The sequence below is a fragment of the Burkholderia sp. PAMC 26561 genome, assembly GCF_001557535.2.
In the GTDB taxonomy this organism is placed as follows: domain Bacteria; phylum Pseudomonadota; class Gammaproteobacteria; order Burkholderiales; family Burkholderiaceae; genus Caballeronia.
This window is the reverse complement of the sequence record NZ_CP014309.1, coordinates 92,899-110,205: the sequence shown is the minus strand read 5'-3', so window position 1 is coordinate 110,205 and position 17,307 is coordinate 92,899. Positions and strand designations below refer to the sequence as shown.

At 57.1% G+C, this 17,307-nt stretch carries 17 protein-coding genes and 3 pseudogenes; 11 read left to right on the top strand and 9 right to left on the bottom strand.

Features of this window, described 5'->3' with window-relative positions:
- Positions 1 to 124: 124 nt before the first annotated feature.
- Positions 125 to 1,890, top strand: a pseudogene (gene ltrA / locus AXG89_RS27210) (group II intron reverse transcriptase/maturase).
- A gap of 211 nt (positions 1,891 to 2,101) precedes the next feature.
- Here ltrA and AXG89_RS27205 read toward each other — a convergent pair.
- Both AXG89_RS27205 and AXG89_RS44280 read right to left on the bottom strand, forming a co-directional pair.
- Positions 2,102 to 2,398, bottom strand: a pseudogene (locus AXG89_RS27205) (transposase); the annotation flags it as partial.
- A 194-nt stretch (positions 2,399 to 2,592) separates the two neighbouring features.
- The gene (locus tag AXG89_RS44280) at positions 2,593 to 4,260 is read right to left on the bottom strand and encodes a methyl-accepting chemotaxis protein (protein ID WP_069638448.1); all 1,668 of its coding nucleotides are present in this window, start codon (positions 4,258 to 4,260) and stop codon (positions 2,593 to 2,595) included.
- A gap of 360 nt (positions 4,261 to 4,620) precedes the next feature.
- Between AXG89_RS44280 and AXG89_RS27195 the strand changes: the two genes are divergently transcribed.
- Complete coding sequence (locus AXG89_RS27195) at positions 4,621 to 6,540, top strand: putative bifunctional diguanylate cyclase/phosphodiesterase (protein WP_162916143.1); 1,920 nt, start codon at positions 4,621 to 4,623, stop codon at positions 6,538 to 6,540.
- Positions 6,541 to 6,720: 180 nt separating this feature from the next.
- Here the strand turns inward: AXG89_RS27195 and AXG89_RS42395 are convergent, their stop codons facing one another.
- The gene (locus tag AXG89_RS42395; RefSeq protein WP_162916144.1) at positions 6,721 to 6,897 is read right to left on the bottom strand and encodes a hypothetical protein; all 177 of its coding nucleotides are present in this window, start codon (positions 6,895 to 6,897) and stop codon (positions 6,721 to 6,723) included.
- Between the two features lie 235 nt (positions 6,898 to 7,132).
- On the opposite strand from AXG89_RS42395, the gene AXG89_RS27190 reads away from it, so the two are divergent.
- Both AXG89_RS27190 and AXG89_RS42390 read left to right on the top strand, forming a co-directional pair.
- A complete protein-coding gene (locus AXG89_RS27190; RefSeq protein WP_062173934.1) occupies positions 7,133 to 7,462 on the top strand; it encodes a Type 1 glutamine amidotransferase-like domain-containing protein in 330 nt (109 codons plus the stop codon).
- A 458-nt stretch (positions 7,463 to 7,920) separates the two neighbouring features.
- Positions 7,921 to 8,136, top strand: a complete 216-nt coding sequence (locus tag AXG89_RS42390; RefSeq protein WP_162916145.1) for a hypothetical protein — start codon at positions 7,921 to 7,923, stop codon at positions 8,134 to 8,136.
- 303 nt (positions 8,137 to 8,439) lie between these two features.
- On the opposite strand, the gene AXG89_RS27180 is transcribed toward AXG89_RS42390, so the two are convergent.
- The gene (locus tag AXG89_RS27180) at positions 8,440 to 9,066 is read right to left on the bottom strand and encodes a TetR/AcrR family transcriptional regulator (RefSeq protein WP_062173938.1); all 627 of its coding nucleotides are present in this window, start codon (positions 9,064 to 9,066) and stop codon (positions 8,440 to 8,442) included.
- 151 nt (positions 9,067 to 9,217) lie between these two features.
- Here AXG89_RS27180 and AXG89_RS27175 point away from each other — a divergent pair, with 151 nt between their 5' ends.
- From AXG89_RS27175 to AXG89_RS27160, 4 genes and pseudogenes are all read left to right on the top strand, one after another.
- Positions 9,218 to 10,225, top strand: a complete 1,008-nt coding sequence (locus tag AXG89_RS27175; protein WP_236873518.1) for an aldo/keto reductase — start codon at positions 9,218 to 9,220, stop codon at positions 10,223 to 10,225.
- 237 nt (positions 10,226 to 10,462) lie between these two features.
- Positions 10,463 to 10,561, top strand: a pseudogene (locus AXG89_RS43430) (hypothetical protein); the annotation flags it as partial.
- Positions 10,562 to 10,628: 67 nt separating this feature from the next.
- Positions 10,629 to 10,769, top strand: coding sequence for a hypothetical protein (locus AXG89_RS27165; protein ID WP_205583097.1), 141 nt, complete (start codon positions 10,629 to 10,631; stop codon positions 10,767 to 10,769).
- 210 nt (positions 10,770 to 10,979) lie between these two features.
- The gene (locus AXG89_RS27160; RefSeq protein ID WP_062173940.1) at positions 10,980 to 11,255 is read left to right on the top strand and encodes an HU family DNA-binding protein; all 276 of its coding nucleotides are present in this window, start codon (positions 10,980 to 10,982) and stop codon (positions 11,253 to 11,255) included.
- 75 nt (positions 11,256 to 11,330) lie between these two features.
- Here the strand turns inward: AXG89_RS27160 and AXG89_RS27155 are convergent, their stop codons facing one another.
- The 3 genes from AXG89_RS27155 to AXG89_RS27140 form a co-directional block, all read right to left on the bottom strand.
- Positions 11,331 to 11,546, bottom strand: a complete 216-nt coding sequence (locus tag AXG89_RS27155; RefSeq protein ID WP_062173942.1) for a hypothetical protein — start codon at positions 11,544 to 11,546, stop codon at positions 11,331 to 11,333.
- Between the two features lie 42 nt (positions 11,547 to 11,588).
- Entirely contained in the window at positions 11,589 to 12,056 is a 468-nt protein-coding gene (locus AXG89_RS27150; protein WP_236873519.1) for a hypothetical protein, read from the bottom strand.
- A gap of 445 nt (positions 12,057 to 12,501) precedes the next feature.
- Positions 12,502 to 13,149 carry a TetR/AcrR family transcriptional regulator gene (locus AXG89_RS27140; RefSeq protein ID WP_062173946.1) on the bottom strand — a complete coding sequence of 216 codons (648 nt, stop codon included), beginning with the start codon at positions 13,147 to 13,149 and terminating at the stop codon, positions 12,502 to 12,504.
- 89 nt (positions 13,150 to 13,238) lie between these two features.
- Here AXG89_RS27140 and AXG89_RS27135 point away from each other — a divergent pair, with 89 nt between their 5' ends.
- Together AXG89_RS27135 and AXG89_RS27130 are read left to right on the top strand one after the other, a co-directional pair.
- Positions 13,239 to 14,120 (top strand): aldo/keto reductase family oxidoreductase, encoded by an 882-nt coding sequence (locus AXG89_RS27135; protein WP_062173948.1) that lies wholly within the window; start codon positions 13,239 to 13,241, stop codon positions 14,118 to 14,120.
- A gap of 175 nt (positions 14,121 to 14,295) precedes the next feature.
- Complete coding sequence (locus tag AXG89_RS27130; protein WP_062173950.1) at positions 14,296 to 15,219, top strand: SDR family NAD(P)-dependent oxidoreductase; 924 nt, start codon at positions 14,296 to 14,298, stop codon at positions 15,217 to 15,219.
- Between the two features lie 89 nt (positions 15,220 to 15,308).
- Here AXG89_RS27130 and AXG89_RS27125 read toward each other — a convergent pair whose 3' ends face one another.
- On the bottom strand, positions 15,309 to 16,259 hold the full coding sequence (locus AXG89_RS27125) for an alpha/beta fold hydrolase (RefSeq protein ID WP_062173952.1): 951 nt from the start codon (positions 16,257 to 16,259) through the stop codon (positions 15,309 to 15,311).
- Between AXG89_RS27125 and AXG89_RS42385 the strand changes: the two genes are divergently transcribed.
- Positions 16,258 to 16,419: a hypothetical protein gene (locus AXG89_RS42385; RefSeq protein ID WP_162916146.1), complete on the top strand. Its 162-nt coding sequence runs from the start codon at positions 16,258 to 16,260 to the stop codon at positions 16,417 to 16,419. The genes AXG89_RS27125 and AXG89_RS42385 overlap by 2 nt on opposite strands.
- 212 nt (positions 16,420 to 16,631) lie before the next feature.
- Here the strand turns inward: AXG89_RS42385 and AXG89_RS27120 are convergent, their stop codons facing one another.
- Entirely contained in the window at positions 16,632 to 17,249 is a 618-nt protein-coding gene (locus AXG89_RS27120) for a TetR/AcrR family transcriptional regulator (protein WP_236873520.1), read from the bottom strand.
- Positions 17,250 to 17,307 lie beyond the last annotated feature (58 nt).

Genomic DNA, 17,307 nt, shown 5'->3' with positions numbered 1-17,307 from the left:
TCACGCTTCCTTCGTAGTGTGGAGAAAACACCGCTTAGTGCGGCTGCAAAGCCGATGAAAGATAGTTGAGTAAGTTCAATACGGAGAAGAAGTGGCGAATCACTCTGGCCCCGAGTCATGCGGCATGCATCGCGAGGTACATGTCGAAGCGTTGACAGGGGAAACCGACAGGCCAGCCATTCAGCCGCGAAATATTTCTTCTGGGATGCCGACGCTGTTAAGCGAAGCGGAAGGCAACACGGAGCATGACGATAATCGCAAGTCGTGCGCTGATCCTGCGCGGTCGGAGACCCTGAGCATGTCGGGAAGTCTTTCATACGGAAGCAGCGAGATCTCATCGGTGTCCGGCGTAGTATGGCCGGACAGGGCTGGGAAGGTCCATGACCGTAATCCAGCCATTGACGCCGGTGAGAAGTCGGATACGCCCATACTACCGAGGAAGTTGCCGAACAAAGGGGATGACCCGGCGGAGGTGATGGAGGGAAGGGGTGTAACCAAAGGGAACGCTGACGAGGACCCCGCGCCCCGGACTCAGAGCCGGGATATAACCGCGTCGACGGGACTCGAAGGCGTACGTGAAGCAGCTCGACGGAATCGGAAGTCGCGTTTCACGGCACTACTGCACCACGTTACGCCGTCACTGTTGGTGGAAAGCTTTTATGCTCTTCGCAAGCAGGCTGCGGCAGGCGTGGACGGAGTAACGTGGCACGACTACGAGGGCCATCTTTATGGGCGCGTACACGAACTGCACCGGGAGATTCATTCGGGTGCCTACCGTGCACAAGCGTCCAGACGGGTTTGCATTCCGAAAGCGGACGGCAAGTTGCGTGCGTTGGGGATTGCAGCATGGAAGATAAGATTGTGCAGCAGGCCGTAGCCACGGTACTGAGCGCAATCTATGAGCAGGACTTCCTTGGGTTCTCGTACGGGTTTCGACAGGGACGCGGTCAGCACGACGCGCTCGATGCCTTATCGGTAGGGATTTCGGATCGGAAAGTAAACTGGATTTTAGATGCGGACATTCGTTCGTTCTTTGATGAAATTGATCTCGAATGGATGCTCCGCTTTCTAGAACATCGGATTGCTGATCGACGAGTAATTCGCATAATCCGAAAGTGGCTGAAGGCAGGCACCCTCGAGGGCGGACGCCGCATTGCTTCTGTGCGGGGGACACCTCAGGGTTCTGTGATTTCGCCTTTGCTCTCAAATATCTACTTGCACTATGTGCTGGATTTATGGGCGCAGCAGTGGCGCCAACGATATGCGGCTGGCGATGTCATCCTCGTACGCTACGCCGACGACAGTGTGGTGGGCTTCCAATACGAAGGCGATGCAAAACGATTCCTGGCAGCACTGCGGGAACGTCTTGCCAAATTCAAACTGGAATTGCACCCGGACAAAACGCGGCTGATTCGCTTCGGGCGATTCGCCGCGCAACAACGTCAAGAGCGTGGGGCCGGAAAGCCGGAGACATTCGACTTCCTAGGCTTCACGCACTGCTGTGGCACGGCTCGGTCGAATGGCCAATTCAAGATCATTCGGTTGACGAGCAAGAAGCGGATGCTTGCATCACTGGCGCGCATTCGGCAAACGCTGATGCGGCGTCGCCATGAACCGGTACCTGTGGTAGGTAGATGGCTGAGGCGGGTGATTCAAGGGTATTTTAACTATCATGCAGTGCCGGGCAACCTTCGCCGCTTATCGGGCTTCCTTTACGCAGTGCGCCGCTCTTGGCGTCACGCACTGATGCGAAGAAGTCAGCGGCATCGGCTGCCTTGGTCACGGTTCAGTCGTGTGGTCAGCAAATACCTGCCTCCTTGCAAGGTACTCCACCCGCATCCGTCGGAGCGGTTTTACGTCAACACCTTTGGTAGGAGCCGCATGCAGTAGTTCTGCACGTACGGATCTGTGCGGGGGGCGCTGGGTAACCACCGTCCCTACCGCGACCCGCCAAGAGATTGCGCGAACGACGTCCACCTCTACTCGCGCCGATACGCGGTCGGCTCTGCAGGCAGCACTAGCGCGAGACTCGGACGATGGCAGGTTCATCAGCCGATCGACGCGTGCCTCGGCTACCTCGGTCCTGCGCCATGTGTGCCTAATCGACTTGCCCCGTTGTGCGTAACTCGGCGAGTAACAGTTCGTGCAATCGATCCCACAAGCCTGTTGCTTGCCAGTCGCGCAAGCGGCGCCAACAGGTCACGCCGGAGCCATATCCCAGATCGGAAGGCAGATCGCACCAACGCAGACCTGTGCGTAGCACAACGACTATGCCGCTCAGCGCAGCCCGATCTGATACCGGCTTGCGTCTTGGTTTCTTCGCGCCTGGCGCCTTCGATTGCAGCAGGAGTAATTCAAGTCGTTCCCACAATTCGTCGTCGATGATCGGCATATCCAATACTTCATTCTCGTGGGATTTTCGCTGTGAACCGAGATTAGCGACCAAAAACTGGATTCGTCCCATTCGGACACCTCTTTCTCTTTTTTGCCGCCTCGCAGAGTGTGTAGGCTGCGATGGCAACTCGATGAATCTTCTACATGAACTGCCTGCAGAGTTTCATGACCAGTTATTAGGGGTCAGCAAAAGTCGTTTTAAATAAACCCCTTGTCCACGGCAGTTTTGATTTGCATGATGCCAATTGGCTTCGCTTTAGGTATCCTGGATAAATGCCCCGCAGGAACGCGGGCAGCTGGCATTCCGCTTTCATCCACGTTGAATATCGACACCGCTTGGCGCAGCGAATTCGACTGATCCGCCATGGATTGGGCAGCGGCCGATGCCTGCTCCACGAGCGCAGCATTTTGCTGCGTGACTTCGTCCATCTGGCTGACCGCCTGGTTAACCTGTTCGATTCCCACGCTCTGCTCAGCCGACGCAGACGAAATTTCGCCTACGATGTCCGTAACCTTTTGTACCGATGTGACGATCTCTGCGATCGTCGTGCCCGCTTCCGAAACCAGTTTCGAGCCAGCATCCACACGTTGCACCGACTCGCCTATGAGTGCACCGATCTCTTTGGCCGCCGCCGCACTGCGTTGCGCGAGTGTGCGCACTTCACTTGCGACGACCGCAAAGCCACGCCCCTGCTCACCGGCCCGTGCAGCTTCGACCGCCGCATTAAGTGCAAGAATATTGGTTTGGAACGCGATGCCCTCAATCACGCCGATGATGTCGGCGACCTTGCTGGAGCTATCGGAGATACCTTGCATTGTGTCGACCACGCGTGCGACCACCTCGCCGCCTCGCTGCGCCGTAAGCGACGCGGAACCAGCGAGCGCGGCGGCCTGTTTCGCGTTGTCCGCGTTATGGCGAACCGTGGTCGTGAGTTCTTCCATGCTCGCCGCCGTTTCTTCCAGAGATGCCGCTTGTTCTTCCGTGCGCTGTGATAGATCCGTGTTGCCCTGCGCGATTTCCGAGGCGGCCACCGAGATCGATTCGCTCGAAGTCTTAATGCCGCGCACGATCGTGGTCAACTGTTCCTTCATCGCGGCGAGCGAAAATAGGAGGCTGCGGTCATCGCCGGCCCTTAACGTGATCGGCGCAAGCAGGTTGCCTGCCGCGATCTCGCGGGCCATTGCGGCCGCATCGCCAGGTTCTCCACCAAGTTGCCGCGTCAGCCCACGCGCGATCAGCAGCGCCAGCGTCAAGCCAATAAGCGTGGCCGCGACTGTCCCGCCAATGACGAGCGCGACCGCGCGCGAAAACGCGTTGCGCGAGTCAAGGCCTTCCTTGTTAGCCTCGGCAACATTCATATCGACGATGGCTCTAAGAGACTTTTCGGCGACATTTAAAGATTCAACCGATTTTCCTTCCAGCAATGCAATTGCGTCATTATGCTTGCCGTCCTTAGCCAATGTGCGAATACTGTGGTCGGCATCCAGATATTGGCCCATGGCAGCTTGCAATTCCCCGTACTGTTTCTTTTCTTCAGGGTCATTTATCAGCGGCTCATACTGACCAGCCGCGTGACGAAACCCGGCGATAGCTTGATCGACCTGCTGGCTTGCCGTATCAATATCGACAGCTGACAGGCTGTTTGCCGCCCGATAATCACCGAGGCGAATCGCGTGTAGGCTGCCCCGCATTTCCAGACTGTACCTAACCGCCGGCAAGGAATTTTCGCTCAGTAAAACGACGTGGTCGTTCTCGCCGGCTATTTCGAAAAGGCTAAAAATGCCCAGCCCAAGGAGCAGGGCAATTACGACGGAAAATCCGCCGACAAGCTTGGTAAATACCTTCGTCTCATTAAAAGTCGGCACAGTTTCTTCCCGCAGTTTTAAGGTTTGTGCAAGCTAACAAACAAATTAACGGAAATTATTTTAGATACTGAAGGCTTTTCTGCAGGCGAGCGGTGTAGCTGGAGATAAATTGTACTTCCACATGTCGTATGGGAGCGTATAAGTCCGTAATCCCCGACCGTGTACACTCATTCGCCACTAGGGTTTGTTCGGGTGCTGTAGGGTTGCGATATGCCGTTGAAAGCATTGATGGCGCCTCCGGCGCACGCGTTTCGCCGAGCCGGCGTTTGGAACCCGAACAATGATTGCTCATTTTGCTTCTTCGCTGTTGGCTGGACGTCTGGTCGACCTAGAAAATTCGTGGTCAGGCGTGGAGTTGCCATGACTGGATCGTCTCGTCGCACTCCCCGGATCAAATCAGGCAAATGGGTGATTAGCGACCCCGCGGCCGATACTTTCGACGCTTTTGAACATACCCTATTACGTGCGCTTGCCGAAAACGTACCGCACCGTATCTATGCGAAAGATATGCGGGGGCGGTTCATCTTCGCCAACAGGGCGGTGGCTCGAGGCATGGGGGTGTCCGAGCCCGCTGAGTTGCTGGGAAAAACCGATTTCGATTTTTATCCGCTCGAACTCGCGAGCGGATATTACCGCCAGGAACAGGAGGTCTTAACGCACGGACGCTCGCTCCTCAATCACGAAGAGCATGCCAAATATCGGCTGCTCGAAGATGAAGCCTGGTTGATTACGACCAAGGTAGCGGTGCGGGACGCCAACGGACGCATTATCGGTTTAGTGGGCATTAACTACGAAGTCACTTCTCAGAAGGCAGCGGGACTGGCGCTGCAGGCTGCACATGCGCAGGCAGCGGAGGCGGCCGTCCGGCTGCAGGCCACCGTCGCACGGCTGGATCTTGAAGTGCAGGAGCGTCAACGCTTCGAACAGGAGCTGCGCCACCGGGCGATGCACGACACGCTCACCGGTCTGCCAAACCGGGCGCTTCTAATGGACCGGATCGACCTGGCGATCGATTTCGCCCGACGCCGCGAGCACTCGCTCACGCTGCTTTTCCTCGATCTTGATCGCTTTAAGCTCGTCAACGACAGCCTTGGTCACGCTGCAGGCGACGAACTGCTGCGCGCGGTCACGCGCCGGATCGGCCGCTTAATGCGTGCGAGCGATACATTCGCCCGCCTTGGTGGGGACGAATTCGTCTTGTTACTGACTAATCCCATCACTACCGACGAACTGACTCGTTTGACGAGCCGGCTCTCCCGGGTGGTAGCCAAGCCGGTGCTCATTGCCGACCGCGAGGTGTCAGTCACATGTAGCCTCGGCTACAGCGTCTATCCGCAGGACGGTGAGGACGCGACTACATTACTCAAGCATGCCGACGCTGCAATGTACGGCGCCAAAGAAGGCGGTGGAAATCGCGTCCTGCGTTATACGCCTGCACTGAGCGCTCACGCGGGCGAACGATTGGACCTCGAGGCTCAGATGAAGCGCGGGCTGCAACGCGGCGAATTCCTCTTGCACTACCAGCCGCAGATCGAAATCAAAAGCGGGCGCATCGTTGGCGTTGAGGCTTTAGTGCGCTGGCAGCATCCGGTTCGGGGATTATTGCCTCCAACGCGCTTCATTGGGTTCGCCGAAGAGTCGGGGTTAATTGAGCCGCTTGGGGAATGGGTGCTGCGCACGGCTTGCGCCCAAGCTGCGGCGTGGCAGAGCAGCGGATTGCCAGCTTTGCGCATGTCTATAAACGTCTCGGCACGCCAGTTCCACGACCCGGCGTTGGAGTCAGTCGTCGCTCGGGCTCTCGTCGAGCATGGGCTCGCCCCCGAGCAGTTAGAACTGGAAATCACTGAGAGTCTTTCGATGAAGGACCCGGAAGAAAGCATACGCATTTTGGATAACTTCAAGGCCCGAGGTATCAGCATTGCAATCGACGACTTCGGCACAGGTTACTCTAACCTCGCCTACTTGCGCCGATTCCCCGTGCGTCGCATCAAGCTGGATCGCGTATTTGTCAGTGAGCTCACTTCGCAAGCGAGCAGCAACGCCATCGTCGAGGCAATTGTCGCAATGGCTCATAAACTCGATCTCCAAGTCATCGCCGAGGGCGTCGAGACCACTGAGCAGCGCGACGCATTGTTGCGCTTCGGCTGTGACGAATTGCAGGGCTACTGGTTTTCAAGACCCGTCGATGCGACCGCCATCGACATTCTGTTGCGGAACCAATGGGAACTTGGGCGAGGTCTCAACTTGGGCGCGCCCGTTTGCCTTGCGCTTACGGGGTGACGGTCTGAAGCTTTCGTCGGACGAGCGTATTAAAAGCGTTACAGCAAAGCCCGAATTTTATTGTCTGGTAGAGGAACGTCGATGGGACGTGGCGTAGCACGCGTGGCGCGTGAAGGATTTAAGATTTGAATGGGCATGTTTTCAGGCACATTAAGCTGGAACGGAAGAGATTCTGCAAGTTCATTTGAGCACGCGAAATCTCTTCCTGCACGTTTGAATGAACTGCTCGATCAACGCGGACCGCTCGCCATTGATCGCTACGCTTGCGACCACCGGAATTGCAATTTCGGGCGCGAGCGGGACGACGTTCATCCCTTGCGAGCGAGCGGAAATAGCCGCGACTTCGTCGACGATCATTACAGTTTTGGCGCGTGCCGCAAGCGCCTCGGTAAAAGATCCGCTTCGAGCATCTCTGAGACGTTCGCAACACCCGCTTGATCATGCAATTCGATAGAGGCGCCCGCTTTGACATGCCGTTATCGACACGTCATCTTGCTACCGGCAATTACCGCAGCGATACTCTGCTTCTTAAATGTGGAACACCCAGCTCAACAGGTGATTTAACTAACCATGCTGAACCGAAGAGCGTTTCATGCAACGAATTCTTGCAATCGGGGGCTTCAGTATCGGCGATCCGAAAGCGATTGCTGCTGCGTACATTCGAAAGTTTACGGGCAAACAAAAACCGAGGACCTGTCTCCCGTCGACGCCGGCCGGTGACTTACCCTTACTCATTCAACACTTCGAGGAAACTTGCGGACGTATCGGTTTCGAGACATCAGACGTTGCCTTCTTCTGCCAAGCGACGATTAATACGGTGAACCCGGATGTCGCGGTTGCACATCTGATCAAGCAGGACGCGATTTTTATGAGTGGTGGTAACGCCAGATGCGCGATGGCCTTGTGGACGGAATGGGGTTAACTGCTGCGCTGAAGGAAGCTTGGAATCATGGAGTACTGCTGTCGGGATGAGCGCTGGAGCAGCCTGCTGGTTGAAAACAACGTACCGCCACCAATCATTGCGACGACAATACCGCTTCATCGCTTCCTTAGCTTTTTGGAAGGTTCCTGCGCCGTGCATTACGACGTGCGTTTAGAGGACACCCAAAATACAATGCGGTTGTGGGTCGACGGTTGTCGGCCACTTGCCCTTGCAGCGCACGGCAGATGGTTATTTCCTTCCAACTTGTGGTGCCGCGAGTGTCCTTCGACGGCAGTGTTACGGCTGCTGGCCGGTTATCATTTGCTATTCAAAGCATAGGCAAAAAATGATGTGATAAATGTTACAAGCTCGACGCCGAGCATGGCAACTTTAAGTCCGTCGATTGATGACAGTGCTGGCATATCGAGCTATCTAGCGGGCGTGTCCCCGGTGCAAAAATGAATCGACCTAAAAACCAGCGCAGGGCGCCCCGAAGCGCTCGCCGCTGGGCTGTAAAAGTGCGTGAGGCAGAAGCGGAACTGGTCTACCGCATCGCACATATCGAAGCCGGACTGAACAACTTGCGAGAGAGCGCTGACCGCGTGTCTATGCTCACGCGCTTGCGCCAACGGCTTGCTCGAATCGTCGACCGATACGGTTCGATCCTGGACTGATCGCGCACACCAGACCTGGAGGAATCTGACGCGTTTCGGATCTTGGCCCGACGGCGTTCGTCCGGAGCGTCCTCCGACGCACGCTGTGACTGCCGTTTAAGAGTGCGATTAAGCACAGTCGGATAACTTAGCGCGATCAGCGCGCTCATGGCAACCGATAGCACCTGATAAAGTATCAGCGACAGAGGATGCTTATTCGCAAGCGTCGCCGTTTTCGTAAGCAGCGATCCAAGGGCACCGCGCGCAATAAGATGGAGCGAATAGCGGTCGTTCCGGGTTTCGGTCAAGATCGTACGCGTTGCTTCATCCAATCTGAGGCGGCCAAGCCCGAAGAGCAGTCTTGGCGATTGCCAGCAACGAAGCGCGAGGCGCACCGTCACGCGCGAGAACGGACATGCCTTGCATGAGAGCGAGGGCCATCCCGGACAGCCCGACCGCGTCTGTCGTGGGCGGAAGCATCCCTTCAGCAACGTCGCGTTCAATCCTTTCCTGAAGGCTGCGTTGCACACCGCGCCGTACGTCGGCAACGACCCGTTGAACGTCGGCGGATGCCGCTGATCCACTCGCGGTCGCACTGGCAAGTAGGCAACCCTTGGGGGTCGTCTCACCCGTATAAACAGTCACGGCGTTGCTTATTAACTCGCGCGCTGCCTCAAGCGAAGTAGGCGCGTCGTAGATCGCTCGCGCCATAACCGTCTGATCACCGGCATAAGCACGTACAGCTTCAAGGAATAACTGCTTCTTGTCGCCGAAGGCGGTGTAAATGCTCGGCGCGCTCACGCCCATGGCGGCCGTCAAGTCCGCAATCGAGGTCGTTTCATAGCCGTGGCGCCAGAACGTCAGCATGGCCTGCCGCAAAGCTGTATCCCGATTGAACGATAACGGCCGGCCTACCTTCAGGGGACGAACTGGGGAAGTTGCATCTTCCATAACGATCACTATGTAATGCTAGACGTCGGAGCGTAAGTGGCCTATTGTTATCCGTAACAATCACTATGAAACTAGGTAATTCCATGGCATTGAACACATATAAGACACTCGGCCGGTCGGGCTGGTCGTCAGCCCCCTTACTCTTGGCACAATGACATTTGGCCCCGGCCAATGGGGCGCTAACGAGGCCATTTCGCGCGCGATGTTCAACGCCTACCGCGAGGCAGGCGGCAACTTCGTCGACACGTCTGATATTTATTCGGGCGGCGAAAGCGAGCGGCTGGTGGGTCAATTTATCAAGGAAACGGGGTCGCGCGATGAAATCGTGCTCGCCACGAAGTTTGCTTTCAATGGATCCGCGAGCCCTCTCGTGGCGAGCCAGGGCGGCGCCGGCAATCCCAATGCGGGAGGTGCGGGTGCAAAGAATATCTACCGTGCAATTGATGGGTCGCTTAAGCGTCTTGGGACGGACTACATCGACCTTTACTGGATGCACATCTGGGACGGGGTGACCCCAGTTGAAGAGATCGTGCAGACGTTGGGCGACTTGGTGCGCGCTGGAAAAATTCGCTACTATGCCTTTTCTGATATGCCAGCGTGGCTGGCCATGAAGGCTGCGACCATCGCTTCGGAGCGGCGCATTCCGGGCCCGATTGCAGTTCAGGTGGAGTATTCGCTTGTCGCCCGCGACATCGAAGGCGAGCATATTCCCGTCGCGCGGGAGGCCGGGATGGGTGTGATGCCGTGGAGTCCGCTGGCAGGTGGCTTCCTAAGCGGAAAATACAGCCGCGAGAATACCAAGGACAAGGGTCGACCGAGCGGCCCGAACCCGTTCGGCGACAGTAAGTTCGTCGATCGCAATTGGGAGATCCTTGACGTTCTGAAGTCGGTTGCCGCTGAGCATAGTTGTCCTCTGGCGCAGGTCGCGCTGAGCTGGGTGATGGCGCGCCCCGGTGTAACGTCCACCATCGTTGGGGCGAGCAAGCTCACGCAGCTCGCGAGCAATATTGCCGCAACGGAGATCGTCTTGAGCGAGTCTCAGATGAAGCGCTTGAACGAGGTGAGTGCTCCAGTGATGGGCTTCAGCGCAGGGCTGACGACTCCGATGATCCGTAGCATGGTCTTTGGCGGGAACACCGTCGCAGGATGGATGGAATAACGCGATTGGCGACGCCGATTGGTAGAGTAACTAGTGCGGCGTAAAACGGGAAATCGGCGAGCGCCCCATAGCGGTTGCTGCTTGCGGGTCTGCGCCAACAGCGTCCTGCGTTTGCACAACTCGACGCTTGCGGAACCGTTGTTGGAGTAGGAAAGTATCCACAAGGGGGTTGTTGACAATGCGGATTTTGCGGTTGCTCTCGGATTTTCGGCATGAAGACCCGAGACGACGCAGCGCATGGGTGGACGAGGATTTGAGACGCCGGATTTGGGTGATCCACGGCAGGACCGGCGCGCGAAGGAACTGGTCAAACGGTTCGCAAGCCGGCCCACGGCCAGCATTTTGGGCGCGTCCGAAGGCGGGGCCGAGACAATCGCGGCCTATTCCTTCTTGGCAATGAGCCATGGACTTACGCGACATGAAGCAGTCGCACCGGACCGTACCACGGCACACATTCGGCACTCCCGCCGTGGCGCTCGACATGCCCATCGACGTGGTGCAGCGCATCCTCGATCTCGCGTCGCGACAGACCACATCGATCTAAGTGCGCGCCGAGCGGCAGCGCTTGCTGGATGCTGCGGCTCAATACTATTTGGGACACTGCGGCTAAGCGCTATTGGTAACTTCAACGAGGGAAGCGGGCGCTATCGCTGTGTACCCGCACTGCTTCGCCCCCAAGGTGCCAGCCCGGTGCGGTATGCTCCAGGCTGGCACGCATACAGGCTGTCGGTTCGCTTAACTGGAGAGCACAAGCATGAACAAGCAGGACCTTATCGACGCGGTAGCACGCGACGTGGGAATCGCGAAGGCTGCCGCAGCAGAAACAATCGACGCAATTTTGATGACCTTGACGAACGCAGTGGTCAAGGGCGATGCGGTTCAATTGATCGGGTTCGGTTCTTTTGGCACGGGCGCGCGCGCGGCGCGAACCGGGCGCTACCCGAGGAGAGGGGAACCGCTTCAGATCGCTGCCTCGAAGACCGTCAAGTTCACTGCGGGCAAAGCGTTCAAGGATGTCGTGAATAAGTAAGGAACTGGACGCAATTCTGCCCGCGCCGGCCGCGGGCGGTTGCACTTAGTTCAGCGCCATAGCCGCCCGCTCACGCTAGAACAATTGATCGTCGAGCAGTCGTAGGTTTTTCCACTTCACCGAGCTGCGCCGCTCGACACCATCTGCGTGCAGCGAGCGGATCACGAGGGGCTTGCCTCGTGCATCACCCAGCACCTGCGCATAGCGGTTGCTGTATCGCACCAGCACGCCGCGCTTTGGACGCACCGTTAGCAGAAGCGGGCGCGGGGTAACACGTTTTTTACGCAGCATGATTGAGAAGCGAACGCGTGCGCGCGAAAGGGAGTGGGGCCGTTAATCGGATTTGCGGCGGATCAGCGGCGACGCGCTGGTGCCGGCTATGAATTGACGTAGTTGTTTTTCGGCTTTCACCACTTGGTGCATCGGCGCCTCGCTCAATTGTCGGTCGTGCAGCAACAGCAAGCGTTCGATGGCAGGCGCGTCCTCCTCTTGGATTACCCACTTTGCAGATTTCTCCGCGATTGCAAGAACGTTTTCAATCACTGCTTCTGCGTGTTCGTAACACTCAAAAGGCAAATTACCAAACCCCAGGTTCTGAAGAAAATAAGACATGTACACCGAACGGGTCAACTCGTTGATCTGATATCGGTTACCGCCATCGCCGCGGCAAGCTGCTAGCGCAAGGTGATGGGCGAGCGACATCTCACGCGCCGAGTGCGCTGCCATGGGCAGCAGCAACGCCTTGCTTAGGGGCTTGCGGTTCATGCCCGTGCGGTTGGATTTTCGTTTTGTTCCTGCCATGCGTGGATTAAACCGGAATTTATAGAAGCGGCGGCGGCAAGCCGCAGTCGACTTCCGGGCTATTAGTAGACGGTCGTCGTCGGCACCGAGGAACGGAGTCGGCCCGGTATGGGTTGTTACTGATGCCCGAGTCTATGTCCGCTGCGTTTGCCGATGCCATCACTTGGGCCGCAGCTTCGGTGAGTTGCACGGTACCCCTGGATAATGACCTCACTGTGTTCAATTATCAGTTGGCGAAGGCCCGCTCGAGGAACATTTTAGCCCAGCACGCAAACGACTTAGAGATGAAGAAAATGCAGAGAGCGGCGAAGTTGAGACAGTCATGAGTTTTTGTGGCCCGCTTACAGCGTGCCACGCCCGGAGAATGCGTCTCGCAGCCGCAGCCATCTTGCGTGGCTATGCAACGGCTTATAGTCGCCTGTTTCCCCGCCACCCATGGTGGAGACTAGCCCGTCGGTAACTTGGGACGTGCCTCGCGTTCCAGATATCCAATACAAATCGACTCAAGCTGACCAGTTAGCTTACGGACCATCGATTGCGGCAACTTTCCCTCAAGCAACGCACGCATCGGGCCGACCAACGCTCCTGTGAACATAAACGTGGTCATAGCGACATCGTCAAAATGGGCATCGGAAGCGGTCTTTAGCATAGCCTCGAGCGCCGCACGGTTGCGTGCCTCCACTTCTTGAACGTAGCCGCGTGAGTCCAGTTCAGCAGCGACCGCGTAAAGGGCGCGAGCTTCGTCCAAATTTGCCGTCTTCGCTCTTACGAATGCTGCAACGACTTTTTTCACCATCTCCGACAAACAGGCATCACGCGCTGACAGAGCGGCGTCCTCGATTACTCTCACCATTCTTTCCAAATGCCGCTGCAGTACAGCGAAAAGAAGCGCCTGCTTTTGAGGAAAGTATTGGTAGAGGGTTCCCACTGACACGCCAGCCCTTTCGGCCACCCGGATGGTGGTAAGCCGCTGCAAGCCCTCAACTAGCAAAACCTGAATAGTTGCATCAAAGATTGCGTCCACTGTGGCTTGAGAACGCGCCTGCTGCGGCTGTTTGCGGGGGTCCAGCCTCTCTGCGTTGTCTGTGCGCATATGCGAATTCACAATCTGAATGATTATTCGTATTCTATCCGAACATCTCGCCGTAACAGAAGCGACAACCCGAAGGAAGGAATTGTCCAATGACTACAGTTTCTCAAGCAGGTATTTTTCAACTTGGCGATCGGTCCGTTACGCGCTTGGGGTATGGCGCAATGCAACTAGCGGGTCCTCACGTTTTCGGACCACCGAAGGATCGCGCGGCGGCCATCGCGGTGCTTCGTGCCGTTGTAGAGAGCGGGATTACGCACATTGATACCAGCGATTTCTATGGCCCGCACGTCACTAATCAGCTTATTCGCGAGGCACTTCATCCGTATCCCGATGCACTTACTATCGTCACAAAAGTAGGCGCCAGCCGTGGCAGCGATGGTTCGTGGAACGTTGCATCATCGGCGGCAGAACTGGAACGAGCGGTGCATGACAATCTTCGCAATCTTGGTCTTGATATACTGGACGTCGTGAACTTGCGCGTGATGTTCAACGTGGGAGCACCGTCCGAGGGGAACATCGAGGAGCCTCTGACGGCGCTCGTTCGGCTTCAGGAAAAAGGCTTGATCCGTCACATAGGGCTGAGCAATGTAACTGCAAAGCAAGTGGCACAGGGACGCGAAATTGCGCGCATTTCGTGCGTGCAGAATCTGTACAACCTTGCGCATCGACACGATGACGCACTGATCGACAGTCTTGCAAAAGACGACATTGCATATGTGCCGTTTTTTCCGCTCGGAGGGTTCTCTCCGTTGCAGGCCGATGCACTTAGCCAAGCCGCAGACCAATGCAACGCGACACCTATGCAGGTCGCCCTTGCATGGTTGTTGCACCGCTCACCGAACATCCTCCTCATACCCGGAACCTCTTCGGTCGAGCATCTGAAGCAGAACATCGAGAGCGTGGACCTTCGCTTGCCAGAGAACGCGTTATTGTCGTTGGACAAAATCGGTTTCGATAAGACGCGAAACTAGCTCTGTTGTCGGGCGCAACGACCGGCAAATCGAAGGCGCCAAGGCTGCGGTGACGTCCATGAGCAAAGTGTGTTGCACCTAAGACAGGGAGGGCGATGAGAGTACTCTCGCGCCAGCGTTCCAAATTCCGGCCGTCGGGTCTTGAACGAACAACAGATTTGTGCAGGAGAAATCGATGTCAATATCATTCGGCGCGACAAGTACGGCCGACGAGGTAATCGAAGGAGTCGACCTACGCAACCGACGCGTACTCGTGACCGGCGTGTCTTCCGGGGTTGGCGTAGAGACGGCTCGTGTTCTGGCGTCTCACGGGGCGTGCGTGGTCGGCGCTGCCAGAGACCTGAACAAGGCTCTGCGGGCGACCGAACAGGTCCGCGCTCAGGCAACAAGGGGCGGAGGCTTCGACCTTATTGAGCTTGATTTGGCCTCCCTTACGAGTATCCGTGCGAGCGCAGACAAACTAGTGAGGGCGGGCGAGCGCTTCGACGTCGTCATTGCCAACGCCGGTGTGATGGCGAGCCCGAAAGGGACGACCGCTGACGGATTCGAGACGCAGTTCGGGACCAACCACCTCGGGCATTTCGTTTTCGTCAACCGCATCGCGAGCCTCATCAAGCCTGGCGGCCGTCTCGTCACGGTCGCCTCAGCTGGTCATCGCGGCGCCGATGTCGATTTCGACGATCCTAATTTCGAGCACACGCCCTACGATCCGCTGGTGGCGTATCGCCGATCCAAAACGGCGAACATCCTCTTCGCGGTCGAGTTCGACCGGCGTCACGAGCCTGCGGGCGTGCGCGCCGCAGCCGTGCACCCTGGCGCCGTGCTGACCGAGACCACCCGCAAAATGATCGAAAAGCAGCCGGCTGCCGCCTCTGCCTTCCAATGGAAAACCGTCGAACAGGGTGCGGCAACATCGGTGTGGGCAGGTTTCGTCGCGGCTGCCGACGAGGTCGGCGGCCTCTATTGCGAAGACTGTCACGTCGCTGCCGTGAACAACCGCCCCGCGGACGCTTTCGGTGTCAGGACCTACGCTCTAGATCCCGAGCATGCAAAAGCGCTGTGGATCAAAAGCGAGGAAATGGTCGGCGAGCGGTTCTGATTGCTGACATCACTGGCCTAGGTTTTGTGTGCTCAGACGCCTTGGGGTCAGGATTCAATTCCATTACATACGCATGGTCCTGAAAGTCATTAAACTTTTTCGTCAGCTTCACCAAGAAAGGCCAAAAGTTCTCTAGTTACTGCTTCTGGCTGTTCCTCAGGCAGGAAATGTCCGCAGAACGGCACGACGATCCCGCGCACGTCATCGGCGAATGCACGAAGCGGCGCCGCCATATCGGCGATGGATCCTTGATCGGAGCCAAGTGCTAGGAGCGGCATTTTGAGCTTCCCCTTGGTTGCTTGCTCTCGGTTCTGTCGAGCCGAAACCGCTGCGGCGCGGTAGTAGGCGAGCCCGGCGCGAAGCCCGCCGTCTTTCTTGAAGATCCTGAGATACTCGGTGAGGTCGGCGTCCGTGAAGGTCTCAGGATTCGCTGTTTTGCGGCGCAGAAACCAATCGAGGTACACGCGCTCGCGGCCGCTGATCAAGGCTTCGGGCAAATCAGGTATGCCATGAAAGGCGAAATGCCAAGTGCGCCAAGCTTGATCCGGCGCGATCGGCAGGGCGTCCGGCAGCGTGATGCCTGGAATGCCGGCATCCAATAGGGCCAAGCGCCGCACTTGCTCGCTGAACAATGCCGCGTAGGGATACGCAACCCATGCGCCAACATCGTGGCCCACCAGGTTGCAGTTGGTTATCCCGAGTTGCTGAAGCAGCCCGTGCACGCGAACGGCTAACGTTTCCGTATCGTAACCATCGGCAGGTCGGTCCGAATCGCCTTGTCCGGGCAGGTCCGGTGCGATGACACGGTAGGTCCCGCCGAGCAGTGGCATTACCTTTCGCCACGCAAACCAGCTTTCGGGAAAGCCAGCGAGGAGGACGACCACGGGTCCGTCCGCTTTGCCGCCCGAGACGTAGTGAATCCGGATGCCATCGACAGTTTGAAAGCCATGTTCGAAGCCGTCAAGGTCGGGATCGGGCCGAGAAGCGGGAGTGGCCTGAATCGGCCTGGTGGGCGGTGACGACAATTGCGGTTCGGTCATGAGCGACGCTCCAAAAATTGGTCATAAAGAGGAGGAAGACCAGCCCCGCGTCAACGTGGAGGCGGCCATCGAAAGAAACTGGCCGCCGTGTTTGCAGTATGGCGACGCATCGGAGGGAGCGTTCCAAGGGTTGATTCTCTCGGATCGCCAAAAGACATGAAGAATGGCAAGCAGGAGCCTATCGGCGTCGTGACAATGTTTGGGTGCCTGTTCGCGCAGACGATTGCAACTTCACGTGAATCGGCTGGGAGGGCCTGCGCCTGGTAGATCTCGCTCCGACAAGTCCGCGCGTGATCGCGAAGAAAAAGATTGTGCGAACCGGTGGTTTTGACGTGTCGTGATGCATGCAACTGACCGTTTCCAACTTTGCCCTCATTTAGCGAGCAATCGCATAGTTTGGTCAACCGCGGCTGTTACCTCGGCGGGAGTCTGACCAATTTTGCCAACTACCCGAAATCCCTGCACGAGACACAGAAGGATGCGTGCCGACGTGTCAGGATCAATTTCGGCCGCGATAGATTTATCGGATTGGCCGAGCTTTATAATGTCTCGAAAGAGCGCTTCCACTCGCTGCAATGATCGCGTCACGCGCGCTGTCATTTCTTCGTCAAACAGGGCGATTTCGGTAGCGCTCGCTACCACCAAACAACCCCGTCGACCTTCAATACCTTGTGACGACTCAGCGTAAAAAAGAAGCATGGCACGAAGCTTTTCCTCTCCGCTTTGCTGAGCATCGAGCAAACCTCGCAGATGCGCACTACGGACATCGGTATAGCGAACAAAGGCGGCAAGGAAGATCGCCCGCTTGTCACTGAACGCCTTGTAGATGCTGCCAGCGGTAAGACCCATGGCCGAGCCCAACTCCGTTAGCGACGCAGCGTGATATCCGCGCTCTCGAAAAACGAGCAGTGCCGCGTCCAAGGCAGCATTCATATCAAACTGCCGTGGCCGACCAGGGCCGCGACGTCCAATTTCCAACGTATTATCCATGCTGATAGATGCTATTCCAAGTTATTGAGGAAGGTCGACTTTAATAATTTAGCGTCCG

Bases quoted from the DNA above. Each gene is read 5' to 3' on its own strand.
- AXG89_RS27135 (WP_062173948.1), top strand. From the start codon at position 13,239: ATGACTACAGTTTCTCAAGCAGGTATTTTTCAACTTGGCGATCGGTCC.
- AXG89_RS27130 (WP_062173950.1), top strand. From the start codon at position 14,296: ATGTCAATATCATTCGGCGCGACAAGTACGGCCGACGAGGTAATCGAA.
- AXG89_RS27195 (WP_162916143.1), top strand. From the start codon at position 4,621: ATGACTGGATCGTCTCGTCGCACTCCCCGGATCAAATCAGGCAAATGG.
- AXG89_RS27175 (WP_236873518.1), top strand. From the start codon at position 9,218: ATGACATTTGGCCCCGGCCAATGGGGCGCTAACGAGGCCATTTCGCGC.
- AXG89_RS42390 (WP_162916145.1), top strand. From the start codon at position 7,921: ATGAATCGACCTAAAAACCAGCGCAGGGCGCCCCGAAGCGCTCGCCGC.
- AXG89_RS27165 (WP_205583097.1), top strand. From the start codon at position 10,629: ATGGACTTACGCGACATGAAGCAGTCGCACCGGACCGTACCACGGCAC.
- AXG89_RS27190 (WP_062173934.1), top strand. From the start codon at position 7,133: ATGCAACGAATTCTTGCAATCGGGGGCTTCAGTATCGGCGATCCGAAA.
- AXG89_RS27180 (WP_062173938.1), bottom strand. From the start codon at position 9,066: ATGGAAGATGCAACTTCCCCAGTTCGTCCCCTGAAGGTAGGCCGGCCG.
- AXG89_RS27155 (WP_062173942.1), bottom strand. From the start codon at position 11,546: ATGCTGCGTAAAAAACGTGTTACCCCGCGCCCGCTTCTGCTAACGGTG.
- AXG89_RS42385 (WP_162916146.1), top strand. From the start codon at position 16,258: ATGAGCGACGCTCCAAAAATTGGTCATAAAGAGGAGGAAGACCAGCCC.
- AXG89_RS27120 (WP_236873520.1), bottom strand. From the start codon at position 17,249: ATGGATAATACGTTGGAAATTGGACGTCGCGGCCCTGGTCGGCCACGG.
- AXG89_RS27150 (WP_236873519.1), bottom strand. From the start codon at position 12,056: ATGGCAGGAACAAAACGAAAATCCAACCGCACGGGCATGAACCGCAAG.
- AXG89_RS27160 (WP_062173940.1), top strand. From the start codon at position 10,980: ATGAACAAGCAGGACCTTATCGACGCGGTAGCACGCGACGTGGGAATC.
- AXG89_RS42395 (WP_162916144.1), bottom strand. From the start codon at position 6,897: ATGATCGTCGACGAAGTCGCGGCTATTTCCGCTCGCTCGCAAGGGATG.
- AXG89_RS27125 (WP_062173952.1), bottom strand. From the start codon at position 16,259: ATGACCGAACCGCAATTGTCGTCACCGCCCACCAGGCCGATTCAGGCC.
- AXG89_RS27140 (WP_062173946.1), bottom strand. From the start codon at position 13,149: ATGCGCACAGACAACGCAGAGAGGCTGGACCCCCGCAAACAGCCGCAG.